Origin of the sequence: Dactylosporangium sp. CA-052675 (genome assembly GCF_050947935.1) — a bacterium.
Lineage (GTDB): Bacteria > Actinomycetota > Actinomycetes > Mycobacteriales > Micromonosporaceae > Dactylosporangium.
On record NZ_CP192010.1, the window covers coordinates 4,680,546 to 4,695,539 of the forward strand.

The window sequence follows — 14,994 nt, forward strand, 5'->3', positions numbered from 1 at the left end:
GAGGCCGGCGTTCGATACCGGCCGCCCTAGCATCGACTGGTTGCCTCCGTTGCCTCCGGCCGCGGCGCCTGCCCAGCCGAGCCGGATTTGACGTGTTCGACAAGAGGGCCGATTGATGCGCGGACGCCTTGCGTCGTGGCTGGTGCGGTTCGGCCAGCCGTCGACCGCGGTGGGGATCGCGGTCGGCGGCGGGCTCACCGTCGTGGAAACGATGCTGATCGTGCCGCTGCGGCAGGTTGCTCCGATGGAGGCCCTGGCTCTCGTCTACCTGCCTGGTGTCCTCGTCGTCTCCGTGGTGTGGGGGCTGTGGTCGGGCGTGGCGACGTCGATCCTCGGCGCGCTCGCGTTCGACTACTTCCACACCCCGCCGATCGGGCGCTTCCAGGCCGAGGACTGGCGGGACTGGCTCGGGCTGTCGGTGTACCTCATGGTCGCCGTGGTCTCCGGTTCGGTGGCGCAGCTGGCCCGCGTGCGGGCGCTCGAGTCCGTCGAACGAAAACGGGAGGCGGACGCGGTCGCCGAGATGACCCGGCTCATCCTCGGCGCTGACGATGTGCGTGCCGTACTCCCGGAAGCCGCCGATCGCATCGCGTACGCCATGGGGCTGCCGTATGCGGCGATCGAGCTCGACCCGGTGCCGCGGCGGGAGGGCCAGATCCAGCTGCTGCTGGACCCGGGCGCGCTCGTGGTCCCCGGAGACGTCCCGGACCGTGTCCTGCGGCGCTTGCAGGACGGGGTGGTGCCCGGGCTGGCGACCGTGCTGCGGGCCGGTCGATCCCTGCAGGCGAATCGGTCGGGCGTGCAGGCGCTCCTCGCCCAGCAGGCGGCGTTGCGCCGGGTCGCGGTGCTGGTGGCCAACGGCGTCGCCTTCGCCGAGATCGTCGCCGCGGTCGCGACCGAGGCGGCCGACCTGTTCGACGCGGACGCCACGCGGGTCTGGCGCTGGGACCGTCCCAGGACGGTGACCGGCGTCGCCGAGTACAACAGGGAGCCAGGATCCGAAGCGACGCTGGGCAGACACGTCGACTTCGCCGGTGGCGTCGCGGAGCTGGTGCTGCGCGGCTCCCGTCCGGCCCGCTTGGACTCGTACGAGGGCCGCAGCGGCACGCTGGCCGACTTCGCCCTCGCGGGGGGCATGCACGCCTCGGTCGGCGCGCCGATCGTCGTCGAGGGCCGGGTCTGGGGTGTCCTCGTCGCCCTGTGGCGCCGGGCCGGCCCCCCGCCACAGGGCATCGAGCATGAACTAGCGAAGTTCACCGAGCTCGTCGCGACCGCGATCGCCAACACCGAGAGCCGGGCGGCGCTCACCGCATCGCGGGCCCGGCTCGTCTTCGCCGCGGACGAGGCCCGCCGCGGCATCGAACGCGAGCTGCACGACAGTGTGCAGCAGCGGCTCATCTCGCTCGGGCTGGAGCTGCGCTTCGCCGAGGCGATGATCCCCAAGGAGCTCGGCGAGGTACGGTCGCGGTTGTCGGACACCTCCGCGGGGCTGTCGGCCACGTTCGAGGATCTGCAGCGGATCGTCCGCGGTATCCATCCGGCGCTGCTTTCCCAGGGCGGACTGGTCCCCGCGGTCAAGGCGCTCGCCCGCCGCAGCGCGGTCCCGGTGGCGGTGCACGGCGGGCCGAACCATCGCCTGCCCGGCTACGTCGAGGTCGCCGCCTACCACGTCATTTCGGAGGCCGTCGCCAACTCGGCCGCGCACGCCGACGCCTCGGAGGTCTCCGTGGAGATCGACGTCGTCGCGGACGAGGCGGCGATGGACGGATCGGCGGCCGGCGAGGTCCTCACCGTGACCGTCCACGACGACGGCGCCGGCGGCGCGGACCCGGACCGGGGCGCCGGCCTGGCCGGGCTGCGCGACCGCGTCGAGGCGCTCGGCGGCACCTTGACACTGACCAGCCCGGCCGGCCGCGGCACGTGCGTCAACGTGAAGCTGCCCACGGGCGGCCAAGGCCCGAGGGATGCGCCGGCCGGCCGGTCGATCGGCGGGGCCTGACGAAGCGGGAGCGCAGGCGTCGCGATTCGCGAGAGCGTGGCAGAGTGATGCCGTGCGTGCCGTCGACGTCGCGGTGGTGAGCGCCGCGCCCGCCCTGCTGAGGCTGCTGCCCGGTGCCCGCGAGACGGTGCACCATCCGGGCGGCACCGCCGTCGTCGTGCGCGTCGGCCCGCTGCTCGTCGCGGTCGAGCCGGCGGCCGCGTCGTCAGCGCCCAGCGGCGTGCCGTACACGCGTCACCGGTTGTTCGCCGGCGTGGCCCGCGGCTTCCCACCGGTGCGCCCCGGCGACGTCCTGGTCCCCTCCGGGGTCGTCGGACGGCCGGCGTACCGGCCCGACGCCGGGCTGCTCGCCCTGGCCCGAGCGATGCGGCCCGACGACTGGATTCCCGACCATTTCGCCCACAGCCCGGCGGTGCACCTCGGGTCCGCGCTGGGACGGTCCGACGAACGTTCGCTACCGGCCGGCGGCTTCTCGCTCGTCGTGCTCGGCGCGCTCGATGCCGGCACCGACCCGGTGCCGCGGGCAGACGCCCTTGACGCGGCGGCGGCCTTCACCCTGGCCCTGCTGCACCGCCTGGCCGGCCTCGGCTGAGCGGCGGCGGTGCGTACGCCTCGCCGGCTCCGGCGAGACCCGCGCGAAGCGCGGATGCGAGCCCCCGGATCTGGTCGGCCTCAGCCGAGCAGGAACGCGGTGACGGCCTCGGCCACCTCGGCCGGGCCCGTGTGGTCTGGTCCGAAGTGGTCGAGCTTCGGGAACGTGTGGACGCGGACCGACGGCAGGACCTCGGTGAGCCGGTCGAAGGCGGGGCCGACGTGCGGCAGTCCGCTCTTGCCGCCGGCCATGAGCAGGACGTCCGCGGACACCTCGCGGTAGTTGGGGTAGCTGCCGTCGAGCCGGCCGACCTGCTCGTGCTCGTGCAGGTTGGCCTCGAGCAGCTGGAAGATCTTCGCTCGCTTCGCGCCGCGGAACGCCAGGCGCAGGATGGCGGCCATGAGCCATCTGGGGTTGCGGCGGGCCGCGGCGGGGCCGGTGCCGATGGCGAAGGTGGCGAAGGCGTCGAACGGGCGCCCCTGGTCGAGGAACTGGCGGTACTGCCGGGTCCAGTCCATCGGGAACAGTCCCTGGACGCTGACCCCGGGCTCGTACAGGGCCAGCTTGGCGATGCCCGGGTCGCGGCGGGCGGCCTCCAGGGCGACGAGCCCGCCGTAGCTGTGGCCGAAGACGTATCGCGCGCCGGTCGCCGCGCGCACCGCGGCGAGGTCGGCGCATTCGGTCTCGATGCTGTAGCCGGGGCCTTGCGGGCCGCTGCCGGTCCGTGCGCGCCGCTGGATGGTGTGGACGGTGCAGTGGGTGGCGAGCGCGGTGGCGAGTGCGGCGTAGTCGTCGGCGTCGTTGAGGGCGCCGGGGACGACCAGGATGTCCGGGCCGGTGCCGGTGGTGTGGTAGCTGATCGTGGTGCCGTCGGGGGAGTGGACGGTACGCACGGTGGTCGTGGTGGGCGTGGCGATCATGGTCAGCTCCTCACGATGTGGTGGGTGTCGCGGTGGGTGCCCGGGCGCCGGGGCTGTCGAGGGCGGCGTTGAGCTGCCGCGTGTGGGCCAGGTAGGTGTCGAACGGCACGCCGGTGGACTCGACCAGCTCGGTGAGCCGCCGGATCAGGTCGGTGCCGGCCTGTTCGACCAGCGCCCGGCCGGTGTCGGTGAGGGCGATTTGCCGGCGGTTGCCGCCGGCGGGGTCGGGCACCACGGTGAGCAGTCCCGTCTCGGCCAGGGCGGCGACCATCCGGCTCATCGACGGCTCGGTCACGGCCAGGCTGTCGGCCAGCGCCCGCTGGGTGGACACGCCCAGCTCGCCGACCATGACCAGGACCATGAAGCGCCGGTAGGACAGCCCGTGTCCGGTGCGCAGGATCTGGTCACCGGCCCGTTCGAGGCGGGACAGCAGCGTGTGCAGCTCCAACCCGAGGTTCTTCGAGTGGTTCACGCGACTATCTTAGCATTCTAAGTTAGAACTGCAAGTTACTCGCTCCGCGATCGCCGCCGGCCTACCTCGTACCGCAGGCAGGCGAAGTCCCCGTTGCGCCTGACGTCGTGCAGCGTCAGGTCGAGCGGCCGCGGCAGCAGCGCGGCGCCTGCTCCCAATGTCGTGGGCGCGACGGCGACGAGCAGTTCGTCCAGGAGTCCGGCGTCGGCGAACTGGCCGGCGAGGTCGCCGCCGCCCATGACCCAGATGTTGCGGCCCGCGGCGGTCGTGAGCATCTCGGTATGGATGGCCGCGACGTCACCGCTGGTGAAGGTGATCGGCGCCGACGACCGCGGCCGCGGCAGCTCGCGATGGGTGAAGACCCAGCACGGCTGGTCGTACGGCCAGGCGGCGTCCGCCGGATCCGTGCCCGGGCTCGCGTGCGCGACGATCCACTCGTAGGTGTTCGCCCCCATCGCGATCGCGCCGACGGAGGAGATGAACGCGCGGTAGCCGGGCGGACCGCCGTCGTCGCTGCGGGCGGTGAACAGCCAATGCAGCGAGTGCTCGCGATCGGCGATGAAACCGTCGAGGGTGGCGGCGACGTAGTACTGGGTCAGGCTCATCGGTCCGGCTCCTTGTCGGGTTCGCGTGTGGACCCGGGATGTAACTGATGTAACCTCCGTAGGCAGTGACATCCTAATGCCAGGGTGGTGACGGGTCAAGTGAAGTTAGACAGTTACACCGACGCCGGCGTGATCGTCTCCATCGATCTCGTCAACCAGCTGACGGCCGCCGGCGGCCAGGCCGCACCGGCGGCCGGAGACGAACTGGGCGCGCTCACCCGGATCCTCGCGTTCGACGCCCCGTCGCTGGCCGCCCTGGGCCCGGACGACGTGCCGGGCTTCGTCGCGCTCGCCCGAATGCTCCGCGAAATCTTCGACGCCCTGCGCGTCGATGACGTCGATGCCGCCGCGGATCGGCTCAACACCCTGCTCGCACGCTCCCCGGCCCAGCCGTACCTGGCCAAGGAGGAGGGGCGCTGGCGCCTGCATCGCCATCCGGTCCACGCCGAGCTGGTCGCGATGTACATGGCGATCTGCGCCGAGGCGCTGGCCCGTGTCGTCAGTGCCGGGGACGGCGACCGGCTCGGCACCTGCCAGGCGCCGGACTGCGAACGGGTCTTCGTGGACGTGTCGAAGAACGGCAGCCGCCGCTTCTGCACCACGACGTGCCAGAACCGGGTCAAGGTCACGGCATTCCGCCGTCGCCGCGGCCTGACGGGAGCACCGCCCGCCGGATAGGCGCGCCAGGAACCCTCCGCGCGCGGTCCGCGGTAGCTCCTGGCCGCCGGTGAAGGCCGCACGGAGCCGGCCCGCGCCCTGGCGGTGCGGCCTCGACGGACCCCCGTCTGCCAGCGGCGAACACCGGCCCGACCAGGCTCGACGATCACTACGCTCAATCTCATGACAACGATTGCCACGCGCACGGTCGAGTACCCGGCCGACGGCCTGACGATGGTCGGGCACCTCGCGCTCCCGGCCGGTGCCGACCGCCGCCCCGCGGTACTGCTCGGGCCGGAGGGCATGGGACTCAGCGACGTCGATCGCCGCCGGGCCGATGCGCTCGCCGAGCTGGGGTACGTAGCGCTGGCCTTCGACCTCCACGGCGGGCGCTATCTGGGCGACCCCGGGGAGATGCTGGCCCGTTGCATGCCGCTGCTCGCCGACCCCGACCGGATGCGGGCCATCGGCCACGCGGCGCTCGACGTGATGCGCGCCGAACCGCGGACCGACCCCGACCGGATCGCCGCCGTCGGCTACGGCACCGGGGGCGCCATCGGGCTGGAGCTCGGGCGCGACGGCGTCGACCTGCGCGCGATCGGGACGGTCAACGCGGTGACCACGGGCCGGCCGGGCGAGGCTGCCCGCATCCGCTGCCCGGTGTGGGCGGGGGTCGGGTCCGAAGACCCGATCATGCCGCCCGCGCAACGCGACGCGTTCACCGCCGAGATGCAGGCCGCGGGCGTCGACTGGCGCCTCGTGGTCTACGGCGGTGCCCTGCACGCCTTCCACCACCCGCCCGTCGACCATCCTACGGTCCCCGGCGTCGGCTACCACCCCCGGCACGCACAGCGGGCCTGGCGCGACGTCGTCGACCTGCTCGCCGAGTGCCTGCCCGTGACGGAGTGACCCGGCCGGTTCCTGACGCTCACTCCTGCCCGCCGTCGGTCGTGCACGTCGCGGCCGCACGCCGATCTGGTTCAGCGGCGCCGGGACCAGCCCGGACCGCGGGGACACCGGAAGGTCATCGATCGGCCACGGGCGGTATGACGGCGAGGACCGTCGTGCCGGCCCCCGTGGGCCGTCCCGGATTGATGTGCAGTTCGCTCGTGAGCTGCCGGCACAGCCAGAGGCCGAGCCCGCCGGGGCCCCGGGCGGGGTCAGGGCGTATGTGACCGACCGTCGCGTCGTCGAGGCCCGGGCCGTCGTCGCTGACCTGGCAGTAGAGCACTTCCTGGCGGTTCCAGAGCCGGAGCCGGCCGCTGCCGCCGCCGTGCCGTACCGCGTTCGCGGCCAGTTCGCCGGCCACGATCAGCAGGCTGTCGAGCTGGTCCTTGTCCGCGGTGATCGTGGCGGCGTGCGCGGCCAGCACCGCCCGGAGCTGGTACAGGCTGTCGAGGTCGAACGGCTGATCGATGACCACGGCGCCGGGCTGCGCGGCGTCCGGGCGGTCGTCGGCGTCCTGCGTGGGCGGTTCGGGGCGGTTCACGGCCGGACCTCGACCAGTAGTCCCGTGACGGCGGGGCCGCCGCAAACTTCGAGCACCTTTCCGACCCTACGGCGGCAGCGCACGGACATGGTGCGCTGCGGCGCGAGCGACGTGGCCGCGGCGACGATGACTCCGGCGCAGGCGGCGTCGATGTAGTCCAGGCCGACCAGGTTGACCATGGGCTGTTCGTCCAGGCGCAGGGTTTCGGTCAGGGCCTGTTCCAGCACCTCGCGGTGCCGGAAGTCCAGTTGCCCGGCGATCCGGATGCCGGGTGGGCTGTACTGCCGGCAGATCCGCAGCAGTGGGTGGTCGTGGTACACCTGCGCAGCGACGGTCTTCGGATGCGCCTTCGCGGCGAAGGCGAGTGTGACCGGGTCGAACTTGTCCCGGTGATACTGGCAGATGAGGCACAACCGGCTGGTGCCGAACAACTCGGCGACCGCGGTCTCGAACTCGGTCAGTGCCGCGGCGGTGGCCAGGGGCCGCGTCGCCCAGCTCATGTCGACGGTCACCCGCAGGCCGGAGAAGCCTTCCCGGTGCGCCGAGTCGACCTCGGCGGCGACGACGTCGACCATGCTCGCCGCCGTCGGCTGGTCGTGGGCGAGCAGGGACCCGACGACCGGGGCAAGCCGGAGCCGGCCGTCGCGGCGCGCCTGGTAGGGGTCGACGCTGCGGGCCGCCAGCTGCTCGACGAGCTCGTCGGGACTGTCCCGGTCGGTCCAGCAGACGACCTTGACGCCGGCGGCGAGTCCGTCGCGGACAAACGTGGCGACGAGGTCCAGCCGGTCCTCGTCGTCGGAGAAGGTCAGGCACGCGTGATCGTGCGCGGCCACCGCGTCGAATCGGATCGCGTCAGTCATCGGGTCCTGCCTGGGCCGGGTTCGGGAAACGACCACAGGCTGAGGGGAGCCTGCCGTCGCATCCCGATGGGTTCCCGGACGGCCGCCGTCTCAATCGCGTCGCGCCGGCCGCGCAGCCGGCGGGTCGACGCCGCCGAAGGCGCAGCTGTGCGGTGCCGGCGACGATCAGCGATTGACGTAGGCGGCCAGGCCACCGAGTTCTTCGTTGGCGATGAAGACCGATCGGACGTGAAAGAGCGCCTCCTCGATGTGGACGTTGCAGCCCCACGCCGAGTCGCCCCACGAGTCGGCGATCTTGATCTCGGCTGGTGCGGTACACCCGGCGGAGCCGCCGAGCTGGCAGTGTTCCGGATGCGGCGTGGTGGCTTGCGCGGCTGCGGCGGCCTGCATCTGGGCGGCGAGTTCGGCGCTGGCCGCGGCGCGTTGCTCGGCCTCGGCGCGCAGTTGCCGTTCGGCGCGGACCGCTTGAGCCAGCTCCTCGAGCGCCGCTTCAGCGCGGGCTTCGGCGGCCAGCCGGGCTTGCTCGATGTGGTGGCGTTCGATGGCCAGGGCCGCCGTGCCGGCGAAGACCCGGGCCAGCGCGAGGTCGGTTTCCTGGGGAACGCGCGGGCTGCGGTGGTACATCGCGAAGGTGCCCAGCAGACTCCCGTCACGGGCCAGGATCGGCGTCGACCAGCACGCGGCCAGTCCGGCCCGCTCGGCCAGACCGCGGAAGTCGTCCCAGAACGGGTCGGTGGCGATGTCGGTGACGATGACCGGCTCGCGCCGGTGGGCGGCGGTGCCGCACGAGCCGACGCCTTCACCCGTCGCGATGCCGTCGATGGCCTGGTTGTAGAAGTCCGGCAGGCTGGGCGCGGCGCCGTGGTGCAGGTGACGGCCGTCGGCGTCGGCGAGCAGGACGGACACCAGCACCTCGTCCGGTGCCACGTTCTCGATGCAGCGGGCCATCCCGTCGAGGACGTCGGTCAGGGCCGCCTGTCGTGCGATCTGCTCCAGCAGGGCGCGGTGTTCGGCCATCAGCCGCTGGGCGTGTTTGATCTGGGTGGTCTCCACGCCGATCACCTGGATACCGGTCGCGTTCCCGTTGGTGTCGCGGCGCGGTTCGTAGGTGAAGTCGAAGAACGCCTCCCGCGCGTACGGGCCGGTGCCCAGCACCACCCGGGCGTCCCGGCCGGTGTAGGGCTCGCCGGTGCGGTAGACCTCGTCCAGCAGATCGAGGAAGCCCTGGCCGGCGAGCTCAGGCATCAGCTCGGCGATCGCCACCCCGGTGCGAGCCCGTTCTTCGCCGCCGATGGTGGCGAAGAACGCCGGGTTCGCGGTCTCCACCACGTGTGTCGGTCCGGCCAGCGACGCGAAGACGGCGATGGACTGCCCGAACAACGCTCGGAGGTCGTCGTTTCCCGCCGTTCCGCCCGTTGCCTGCCCCGTGCCGGCGGGCTGCCGGTCTGATACCGCCGTCATGGGGAATGGTCTGCCTCTCAGCTGCGGATACCTGCCAGGGGTCGATGATACGTGGGCGATCCCCGGCCGGCCCGGCGAGCACCGCACGAAGTGCCCGGCCGCGCGGCGCCCGCCAGCTGCGCGTCGGGCGCCGAGGACCTCCGCGCGACGGGGACGGCGGCGTGGCCCGATCACTGCGCCCAGCCAGGACCGGGCCGCCAGTGGCGGGCAGGTGCGGGTGGCCGTTGCTGTACCTCACCGGGCCCGCGCCCGCCGCCGGCGCCGGGCCATGTGTCGCGACGGCCGTCGAGGCCGCGGCCGTGGCCGCCGCGGACCGGGAGCTGACCGGCGGCGTCCGTGCCCCCGCTCACGACTCCTGGTCCGGCGTCGGCGTGCTCGTGCACCGTGCGTCGCGGCTGGTGGCCGCGGGCGTCGCGGAAGGCGGTACGCTCACCCACCTGACCTGCCCGGGCGAGCGGGACGCGCCGGAGGCCCTCACCGCCGCGTCGCGCCGCCTCGGCGCCGCCGAGGTTTCCCTCTGCCTGCCCGGCCCGCATCCCGCCGGGCACGCGCTGCTGCGTGCCGGGTTCCGGATCGAGGACCACGATCTGGCGATGCATACCCCCGACATGAAGCTACCGGTCACCTGGGTCTACTCACCCGGCCTCGGCTGAGTCGCCGGGCGGTACCGTCAGGTGACCCGCGGGCCGCGGCGCCGTGCGGTGGTGACGTCCAGGCGGATGGGCAGGGCGGGCGCGTCGAGGGCGTGCCGGGCGTGGATGAGGGCGTTGTCCTCGATGTTGTGGCGCAGGGCGGCCAGGTCGGCGTCGCGGTCGGCGTGGACGGTGACGGCCAGCCGGGGGTCGGCCGGGCTTCCTTCCACGTGGGTGCGGGCGGAGCGCACGCCGCGGTACTGTTCGATCTCGCCGGAGACGGCGTCGCGCAGCGCGGCGGAGATGAGGGTGGTGCGACCGGCGGCGCGATCGCCGGCCACGCGGATGCCGGCGAGCCGCCCGGTGGAGAACAGGATGGTGTGCAGCCAGCGCAGCGCCAGGAGCGCGACGACGACCGCGAACACCGCCACGACCGGCCACAGCCAGTCGCGTTGCGCGATGGCGAAGCGGACGACGTCGTTGTCCACCAGGGTCCGGTGCGCCGCGCGGGCGCCGAAGAACTCCGCCCCGAGCAGCAGTCCGGTCACGCCCATACCCAGCAGGACCAGTCCGAGGACGGCCAGCGCGACGCGGTTGGTGCGGTCGGCGTGCATCAGTGCGCCTTCGCGGAGACGCGCACGGTCACCTTCGGGGACCGGTGCAGTTGGAGCGCGTCGAGGCGGGATCGCGCGGCCTGCGTGACGCTGTCGCGCAGCGAGGCCGCCGGTGCCGGCTCGCGTGCGACGGACTTCGCGTGGACGTGGACGCGCCGGCGCCGGACGGTGACGGCAGCGTCGTCGACGCCGTCGACGTCGGTGACCGCGTCGCGGACCGCCAGCTGGACGCTGCGGCGGGTGTACGCGGCGTCGGTGGCGGGGTTGTCGCTGTCGGTGCTCAGCCTGGCCGGGCGGCGCGGCTTGAGTTCCATGGCCAGCAGGACCAGGCCGACCACCGCGAGCAGTACGCAGATGAGCCGGACCTCGCCGCTGGCCCACGTCATGTGGCTGCCCCACCGATACGCGGCGAGCCAGTCCGCGGCGACGGGCCGGTGACCCGTCAGGACCGCGACCACGTCGACCACGACCACCACCGCGCCCGCGACGAGCCCGAGGCTGACGATCAGGGCCAGCAGCCGGTTGACCAGTCTCACAACGCCCTCCTGCCCATGGGCTGTCAGCGCACGCGCGACGACGGGGTTGCCGTGGCCAGGTCGGTCACGACGATGCGGACCTCGGCGATCGTCAGGCCGGTCAGGGAAGTCAACCGTTCCCGCACGTGACGGCGGACATCGGCCGTGACCCGCGGCACCGACGCCGGCCAGCGCACGCTGAGCTCCAAGTCTATGACGGCGACATCGCCCTCGACCCGGGCCGACGCCTTGGGCGTGGCCCGGCCCAGGACGCGCCGCGGGGCGGCCGCGGCGCCGGGCAGTTCCAGCGCCGCACGCGAGGCGAGCTTCGCCACCACCCGCTCGGCGACGGTGATCGAGCCGGGCGGCTGCTCGACCGCGCGGAGCTGCGTGTGGCCCAGCATCACTTGCCGCTGCGGGTGATGCGGTAGCTGCGCAAGTCCACCACGTCGCCGGCGACCACCTTGGCGACGCCGTAGCCGAGGGCCGTGAACACCGCGACGATCAGCATCTGGCCGAAGCTGCCGAAGGCCACCGCGAATCCCAGCGCCATGCCGATCGCGGTACCGAAGGCGATACGGTTCATATTCTCACGTCCCTGGGAAGACATCCCTGCGGAAAATGTGCGGGCCGGCTACCGGACCCGCGCCGGCCGGCGGTGTCGGGCCAGCAAGCGCAGCAGCCGGACCAGCAACGGCCGATCGGGCACGACGGTCACCCGGACCAGCCGGGTCGCCTCCGGCGCGGCGGGCTCGTCGAACGCCGCGAGGCCGGCGATGAACACTGCCGCGTCGCCGCCGAGGTCGGGGTGGTGGGCTCGGATGAAGGCCCGTCGCCGCGCCCGTCGCTGCGGGTCGTCGTTCAGTGCTCGCACTCCACCGCCTCCCGCTCCGCCGGCCCGGCAACTGCCGGCGGCGGGTCGGTCAGGTCGGCGATGACGACGTCGACGCGCCGGTCCGCCGCGAGCGTCCGCAGCGCCTGGCGAACCTGCGCGGCGACCTCGGCGGCGGGCACGCCCCACCGGGCCCGGACCGCGACCTCCAGCCGGTGCGGCCTGATGCGCACGCCGCCGACCTGCTGCCCGGGCAGATAGGTCGCCGGGCCGCCGGGGCGGCCGGTGACCAGGCCGGCGACGGCGGGGCAGGCGGCCACCGCGGCGGCCACCGCCGCCACGTCGACGCCGTGCACCACGGCCGGCGGCGAGGCGGACACGGTGGTCATGACACCCGCGACTCGCCAGATGCTTCGTCGGACTCGGGCAGGTGGACGTCGTCGACGTTGATGTTGACCTCGACGACCTCCAGCCCGGTCATCCGCTCGATGGACTGCTTGACGTTGCGCTGGATGCCGCGGCCGAGATCGGCGATGCCGACGCCGTATTCGACGACGACGTCCAGGTCGACCGCCGCCTGCGTCTCGCCGACCTCGACGCCGACGCCCTGGGCGACGTTGGGCCCGGTGCTGCCCGGAATTCTCTCGCGCAGCGCTCCGAACGCGCGGCTGGTGCCGGCACCCATGGCGTACACGCCGGTGACTTCCCGGCAGGCGATACCGGCGATCTTCTGCACCACGCCTTCGGCGACACTGATCTTGCCCTCGTCCGTGGCGAGCCGGTTCTGCTGGATCGGGCCCTTGACTTCCGTGCCGCCGCGGGCTGCCGGCCTCGTCTCGCCGGTCCTCGGTGGGTTCTGGGTCTGGGTCATGAGTGGTGCGCTCCTTCGTGGTCGAGGGCCACCGTCCTCTGTTGGACACCGGAACCGGCGAAACCTCGCGCACTGGCGGCAGGTTTTCTCTCGGTACCCGTGGGCACGTCAGCGATCATGGGCCTCCGTCCCCCGGACATCAGGCGGCCGGCCCGGACCGTGGCAGGCTCCGCCGACGACACGCTGCTGGTGCGGCGCGCCCAGGACGGCTGCCTCGACGCGTACCGTGTCCTCGTCGAACGCCACGCCCCGCGCGCCTACCGGGCCGCCCTCGGGGTGTTGGGAAACCGCGAGGATGCCGAGGACGTCACCCAGGAGGCGCTGCTGGCCGCGTGGCTCGCCCTGCCCGGCTTCCGGGGCGATGCCAGCTTCGCCACCTGGCTGCACCGCATCGTCATCACGCGGGCGCTGAACAAGAGCACGCGCGCCGTCTGGACCCGCCCGCTGGACGCGGTACCCGAACCGGCCGATCCGGCCCGTGGCCCGGCGGATCAGGCCGAACAGCACCAGGCCGCCGTCGCGGTCGCCGCCGCCGTCGCCGGCCTGCCCGCCGCCCAACGCGTCGCCCTCGTCCTGTACCAGTTCGAGGGGCGCAGCTACGACGACATCGCCGCGATCACCGGCAGCACCGTCCCGGCGATCCGCAGCCACCTGTACCGCGCCCGCCGCACGCTCGCCACCAGGCTGCACGACTGGAGGTGACCGCTGCGTGTGGCTGTTTCCCCGCACGCATCCCGCCGCTCGGACCGTCTGCGGCAAAACCCTCAGGTCGGCGTCGAGCAGCCGATTGAGGGAGCAGAAAGGTTCCGTGAGCTAGGGGAACGCGTATGGCTTGGCGGCGGGGACGAGACGGTTCGGCCGCAGTCCGACCTTCGACGGTGGACAGCACGCAGCAGGACGCGGCATCGTCCGAATGTGACGCGCTCAGGGCGGAGGTCGCGTCGCTCCGTGAGCGGCATGCGGCAGCCCTCGAGCGGTTCGAACTCATGACCGACGCGGCCGGGATCGGCCTGTGGGACATGGACGTCGTCGCTGATGATCCGGTGAACCCGGACAACGTCTTCAACTGGTCCCAGGATTTCCGCCACATGCTCGGCTTCACCGACGAGCGGGACTTTCCGAACATCCTGTCGAGCTGGTCGTCCCGCCTGCACCCCGAGGACGTGGACCGTGTGGTCACGGCGTTCATGAACCACCTCAACGATCGAACCGGACGGATCCCGTACGACATCGAGTACCGGTTGGCTCTGAAGGATGGCAGCTATCGCTGGTTTCGCGCGACCGGGGCGACGAAGCGCGACCGCAACGGTGTGCCGCTGCGCGTCGCCGGTGCACTCTTCGACATCGACCGCGAGAAGAGTCTCATGGCCACGGCCGAGGGCCAGCTCGACCAGCTGACCACGTCCGCGGCGAAACTCGACCAGGTCAGTCACGACCTCGGGCAGGCTGTGAGTGCGGCCGCCGCCCGGGCGGACGAGGCGGCGGCGACCATCAGCAAGCTGGACGCCAGCAGCGTGGAGATCGGCAACGTGGGCAAACTGATCACGAGCATCGCGGCCCAGACGAATCTGCTGGCACTCAACGCCACCATCGAGGCGGCGCGGGCCGGAACCGCGGGCAAGGGATTTGCCGTCGTCGCCGGTGAGGTCAAGGAGCTGTCGACCGAGACCGGTCAGGCCACCGAGCAGATCGAGGTGCAGATCAAGGAGATCCGCACCCGCACCGGCGAGGCGGTCAGGAGCATCCAAGAGATCAACGCCACGATGCAGGCACTTCGCGCTACGCGAGAGGCCGTCGACTCGCTGGTCCGCGAACAGAAGCTGTCAGCGCCGAGTCGTCGGTGATCATTCGAAACCGGGCGAAGTGCCTGCAGCGTGCGGTCGCGGACGGTCGACGGGCTCATGCCTGCCCTGGGGTGCCGGCGGGCGCCGGGGCCTTGGCGAACTCCCGCACGATGCGCTCGCAGAACGCGGGCAGATCGTCGGGGGACCGGCTCGTGGTGATGTTGCCGTCGGTGACGACCTGCTCGTCTACGACCTCTGCCCCGGCGTTGCGCAGGTCGGTGCGCACGCTCGGCCACGAGGTCAGCCGGCGACCCCGCGCGACGTCGGCCTCGACGAAGTTCCACGGGCCGTGGCAGATGGAAGCGACCGGCTTGCCCGACTGGACGAAGTCCCGGACGAACCGCACCGCGGCGGGTTCCATCCGCAACTTGTCCGGATTCACCGTCCCGCCCGGTAGGAGTAGTGCCTCGTAGTCGCCGACCGACGCCGTGCCGACCAGTCGGTCCACCGCGAAGGTGCCGGCGTCCTCGAGGTCGTGGTCGCGCGCCCGGATCTCGCCGTTGGCGATGGAGACGACGACGGTACGGGCGCCGGCGTCCTCCAGTGCCTGCCGCGGCCGCTCCAGCTCGACCCGCTCCACCCCATCGGCCGCGAGGATGGCGATCCGCCGCCCGTTCAGCACTCCAGCCAT

Annotated in this window: 21 protein-coding genes; 7 read left to right on the forward strand and 14 right to left on the reverse strand. The window is 72.6% G+C overall.

The genetic code is table 11. From position 1 onward, the window contains the following. Nucleotides 1–115: 115 nt before the first annotated feature. Nucleotides 116–1,999 (forward strand): sensor histidine kinase, encoded by a 1,884-nt coding sequence (locus ACQP1P_RS21485; RefSeq protein ID WP_433088748.1) that lies wholly within the window; start codon nucleotides 116–118, stop codon nucleotides 1,997–1,999. Nucleotides 2,000–2,051: 52 nt separating this feature from the next. Then, nucleotides 2,052–2,591 (forward strand): hypothetical protein, encoded by a 540-nt coding sequence (locus ACQP1P_RS21490; RefSeq protein WP_433088750.1) that lies wholly within the window; start codon nucleotides 2,052–2,054, stop codon nucleotides 2,589–2,591. 80 nt (nucleotides 2,592–2,671) lie between these two features. On the opposite strand, the gene ACQP1P_RS21495 is transcribed toward ACQP1P_RS21490, so the two are convergent. Genes ACQP1P_RS21495 through ACQP1P_RS21505 form a run of 3 tightly spaced genes read right to left on the reverse strand, consistent with a single transcriptional unit; the run spans nucleotide 2,672 to nucleotide 4,588 of the window. After that, nucleotides 2,672–3,511, reverse strand: a complete 840-nt coding sequence (locus tag ACQP1P_RS21495; RefSeq protein ID WP_433088752.1) for an alpha/beta fold hydrolase — start codon at nucleotides 3,509–3,511, stop codon at nucleotides 2,672–2,674. Between the two features lie 10 nt (nucleotides 3,512–3,521). Next, nucleotides 3,522–3,983 (reverse strand): MarR family winged helix-turn-helix transcriptional regulator, encoded by a 462-nt coding sequence (locus tag ACQP1P_RS21500; protein WP_433088754.1) that lies wholly within the window; start codon nucleotides 3,981–3,983, stop codon nucleotides 3,522–3,524. A 35-nt stretch (nucleotides 3,984–4,018) separates the two neighbouring features. Beyond that, on the reverse strand, nucleotides 4,019–4,588 hold the full coding sequence (locus ACQP1P_RS21505) for a dihydrofolate reductase family protein (RefSeq protein WP_433088756.1): 570 nt from the start codon (nucleotides 4,586–4,588) through the stop codon (nucleotides 4,019–4,021). An 87-nt stretch (nucleotides 4,589–4,675) separates the two neighbouring features. Here ACQP1P_RS21505 and ACQP1P_RS21510 point away from each other — a divergent pair, with 87 nt between their 5' ends. Both ACQP1P_RS21510 and ACQP1P_RS21515 read left to right on the forward strand, forming a co-directional pair. Beyond that, nucleotides 4,676–5,266 (forward strand): CGNR zinc finger domain-containing protein, encoded by a 591-nt coding sequence (locus ACQP1P_RS21510; protein ID WP_433088758.1) that lies wholly within the window; start codon nucleotides 4,676–4,678, stop codon nucleotides 5,264–5,266. Between the two features lie 162 nt (nucleotides 5,267–5,428). Next, nucleotides 5,429–6,154, forward strand: coding sequence for a dienelactone hydrolase family protein (locus tag ACQP1P_RS21515; protein ID WP_433088760.1), 726 nt, complete (start codon nucleotides 5,429–5,431; stop codon nucleotides 6,152–6,154). A gap of 115 nt (nucleotides 6,155–6,269) precedes the next feature. On the opposite strand, the gene ACQP1P_RS21520 is transcribed toward ACQP1P_RS21515, so the two are convergent. The 3 genes from ACQP1P_RS21520 to ACQP1P_RS21530 all read right to left on the reverse strand — a co-directional run bounded on the left by ACQP1P_RS21520 (nucleotide 6,270) and on the right by ACQP1P_RS21530 (nucleotide 9,055). After that, on the reverse strand, nucleotides 6,270–6,734 hold the full coding sequence (locus ACQP1P_RS21520; RefSeq protein ID WP_433088762.1) for an ATP-binding protein: 465 nt from the start codon (nucleotides 6,732–6,734) through the stop codon (nucleotides 6,270–6,272). Beyond that, nucleotides 6,731–7,594: an MEDS domain-containing protein gene (locus tag ACQP1P_RS21525; RefSeq protein WP_433088764.1), complete on the reverse strand. Its 864-nt coding sequence runs from the start codon at nucleotides 7,592–7,594 to the stop codon at nucleotides 6,731–6,733. The genes ACQP1P_RS21520 and ACQP1P_RS21525 overlap by 4 nt, the downstream gene beginning before the upstream one ends. Nucleotides 7,595–7,759: 165 nt before the next feature. Beyond that, complete coding sequence (locus tag ACQP1P_RS21530; RefSeq protein WP_433090073.1) at nucleotides 7,760–9,055, reverse strand: GAF domain-containing protein; 1,296 nt, start codon at nucleotides 9,053–9,055, stop codon at nucleotides 7,760–7,762. A gap of 224 nt (nucleotides 9,056–9,279) precedes the next feature. Between ACQP1P_RS21530 and ACQP1P_RS21535 the strand changes: the two genes are divergently transcribed. Next, nucleotides 9,280–9,708, forward strand: coding sequence for a hypothetical protein (locus ACQP1P_RS21535; protein ID WP_433088766.1), 429 nt, complete (start codon nucleotides 9,280–9,282; stop codon nucleotides 9,706–9,708). A gap of 17 nt (nucleotides 9,709–9,725) precedes the next feature. Here the strand turns inward: ACQP1P_RS21535 and amaP are convergent, their stop codons facing one another. The 7 genes from amaP to ACQP1P_RS21570 are packed head-to-tail and all read right to left on the reverse strand — an operon-like array spanning nucleotide 9,726 to nucleotide 12,519. After that, a complete protein-coding gene (amaP, locus tag ACQP1P_RS21540; protein ID WP_433088768.1) occupies nucleotides 9,726–10,301 on the reverse strand; it encodes an alkaline shock response membrane anchor protein AmaP in 576 nt (191 codons plus the stop codon). Further along, the gene (locus ACQP1P_RS21545) at nucleotides 10,301–10,837 is read right to left on the reverse strand and encodes a DUF6286 domain-containing protein (RefSeq protein WP_433088769.1); all 537 of its coding nucleotides are present in this window, start codon (nucleotides 10,835–10,837) and stop codon (nucleotides 10,301–10,303) included. Before ACQP1P_RS21545 ends, amaP begins: the two co-directional genes overlap by 1 nt. Nucleotides 10,838–10,860: 23 nt before the next feature. Beyond that, a complete protein-coding gene (locus ACQP1P_RS21550) occupies nucleotides 10,861–11,220 on the reverse strand; it encodes an Asp23/Gls24 family envelope stress response protein (RefSeq protein WP_433090075.1) in 360 nt (119 codons plus the stop codon). Beyond that, nucleotides 11,220–11,402: a hypothetical protein gene (locus tag ACQP1P_RS21555; RefSeq protein WP_433088771.1), complete on the reverse strand. Its 183-nt coding sequence runs from the start codon at nucleotides 11,400–11,402 to the stop codon at nucleotides 11,220–11,222. The genes ACQP1P_RS21550 and ACQP1P_RS21555 overlap by 1 nt, the downstream gene beginning before the upstream one ends. Before the next feature lie 48 nt (nucleotides 11,403–11,450). Next, complete coding sequence (locus ACQP1P_RS21560) at nucleotides 11,451–11,690, reverse strand: hypothetical protein (protein WP_433088773.1); 240 nt, start codon at nucleotides 11,688–11,690, stop codon at nucleotides 11,451–11,453. Beyond that, a complete protein-coding gene (locus ACQP1P_RS21565) occupies nucleotides 11,678–12,037 on the reverse strand; it encodes a hypothetical protein (protein ID WP_433088775.1) in 360 nt (119 codons plus the stop codon). Before ACQP1P_RS21565 ends, ACQP1P_RS21560 begins: the two co-directional genes overlap by 13 nt. Continuing rightward, a complete protein-coding gene (locus ACQP1P_RS21570; protein ID WP_433088777.1) occupies nucleotides 12,034–12,519 on the reverse strand; it encodes an Asp23/Gls24 family envelope stress response protein in 486 nt (161 codons plus the stop codon). Before ACQP1P_RS21570 ends, ACQP1P_RS21565 begins: the two co-directional genes overlap by 4 nt. A 117-nt stretch (nucleotides 12,520–12,636) precedes the next feature. Between ACQP1P_RS21570 and ACQP1P_RS21575 the strand changes: the two genes are divergently transcribed. Together ACQP1P_RS21575 and ACQP1P_RS21580 are read left to right on the forward strand one after the other, a co-directional pair. After that, nucleotides 12,637–13,221: an RNA polymerase sigma factor gene (locus tag ACQP1P_RS21575; protein ID WP_433088779.1), complete on the forward strand. Its 585-nt coding sequence runs from the start codon at nucleotides 12,637–12,639 to the stop codon at nucleotides 13,219–13,221. A 176-nt stretch (nucleotides 13,222–13,397) separates the two neighbouring features. Further along, nucleotides 13,398–14,363 carry a methyl-accepting chemotaxis protein gene (locus tag ACQP1P_RS21580; RefSeq protein ID WP_433088780.1) on the forward strand — a complete coding sequence of 322 codons (966 nt, stop codon included), beginning with the start codon at nucleotides 13,398–13,400 and terminating at the stop codon, nucleotides 14,361–14,363. 55 nt (nucleotides 14,364–14,418) lie between these two features. Here the strand turns inward: ACQP1P_RS21580 and ACQP1P_RS21585 are convergent, their stop codons facing one another. After that, a complete protein-coding gene (locus tag ACQP1P_RS21585; protein ID WP_433088782.1) occupies nucleotides 14,419–14,994 on the reverse strand; it encodes a type 1 glutamine amidotransferase domain-containing protein in 576 nt (191 codons plus the stop codon).

What these genes read in the sequence shown, in the direction of transcription:
- ACQP1P_RS21485 (WP_433088748.1), top strand. Translation starts at nt 116, where the DNA reads ATGCGCGGACGCCTTGCGTCGTGGCTGGTGCGGTTCGGCCAGCCGTCG.
- ACQP1P_RS21495 (WP_433088752.1), bottom strand. Translation starts at nt 3,511, where the DNA reads ATGATCGCCACGCCCACCACGACCACCGTGCGTACCGTCCACTCCCCC.
- ACQP1P_RS21505 (WP_433088756.1), bottom strand. Translation starts at nt 4,588, where the DNA reads ATGAGCCTGACCCAGTACTACGTCGCCGCCACCCTCGACGGTTTCATC.
- ACQP1P_RS21515 (WP_433088760.1), top strand. Translation starts at nt 5,429, where the DNA reads ATGACAACGATTGCCACGCGCACGGTCGAGTACCCGGCCGACGGCCTG.
- ACQP1P_RS21525 (WP_433088764.1), bottom strand. Translation starts at nt 7,594, where the DNA reads ATGACTGACGCGATCCGATTCGACGCGGTGGCCGCGCACGATCACGCG.
- ACQP1P_RS21530 (WP_433090073.1), bottom strand. Translation starts at nt 9,055, where the DNA reads ATGACGGCGGTATCAGACCGGCAGCCCGCCGGCACGGGGCAGGCAACG.
- amaP (WP_433088768.1), bottom strand. Translation starts at nt 10,301, where the DNA reads ATGCACGCCGACCGCACCAACCGCGTCGCGCTGGCCGTCCTCGGACTG.
- ACQP1P_RS21550 (WP_433090075.1), bottom strand. Translation starts at nt 11,220, where the DNA reads ATGCTGGGCCACACGCAGCTCCGCGCGGTCGAGCAGCCGCCCGGCTCG.
- ACQP1P_RS21555 (WP_433088771.1), bottom strand. Translation starts at nt 11,402, where the DNA reads ATGAACCGTATCGCCTTCGGTACCGCGATCGGCATGGCGCTGGGATTC.
- ACQP1P_RS21565 (WP_433088775.1), bottom strand. Translation starts at nt 12,037, where the DNA reads ATGACCACCGTGTCCGCCTCGCCGCCGGCCGTGGTGCACGGCGTCGAC.
- ACQP1P_RS21570 (WP_433088777.1), bottom strand. Translation starts at nt 12,519, where the DNA reads ATGACCCAGACCCAGAACCCACCGAGGACCGGCGAGACGAGGCCGGCA.
- ACQP1P_RS21575 (WP_433088779.1), top strand. Translation starts at nt 12,637, where the DNA reads ATGGGCCTCCGTCCCCCGGACATCAGGCGGCCGGCCCGGACCGTGGCA.
- ACQP1P_RS21585 (WP_433088782.1), bottom strand. Translation starts at nt 14,994, where the DNA reads ATGGCTGGAGTGCTGAACGGGCGGCGGATCGCCATCCTCGCGGCCGAT.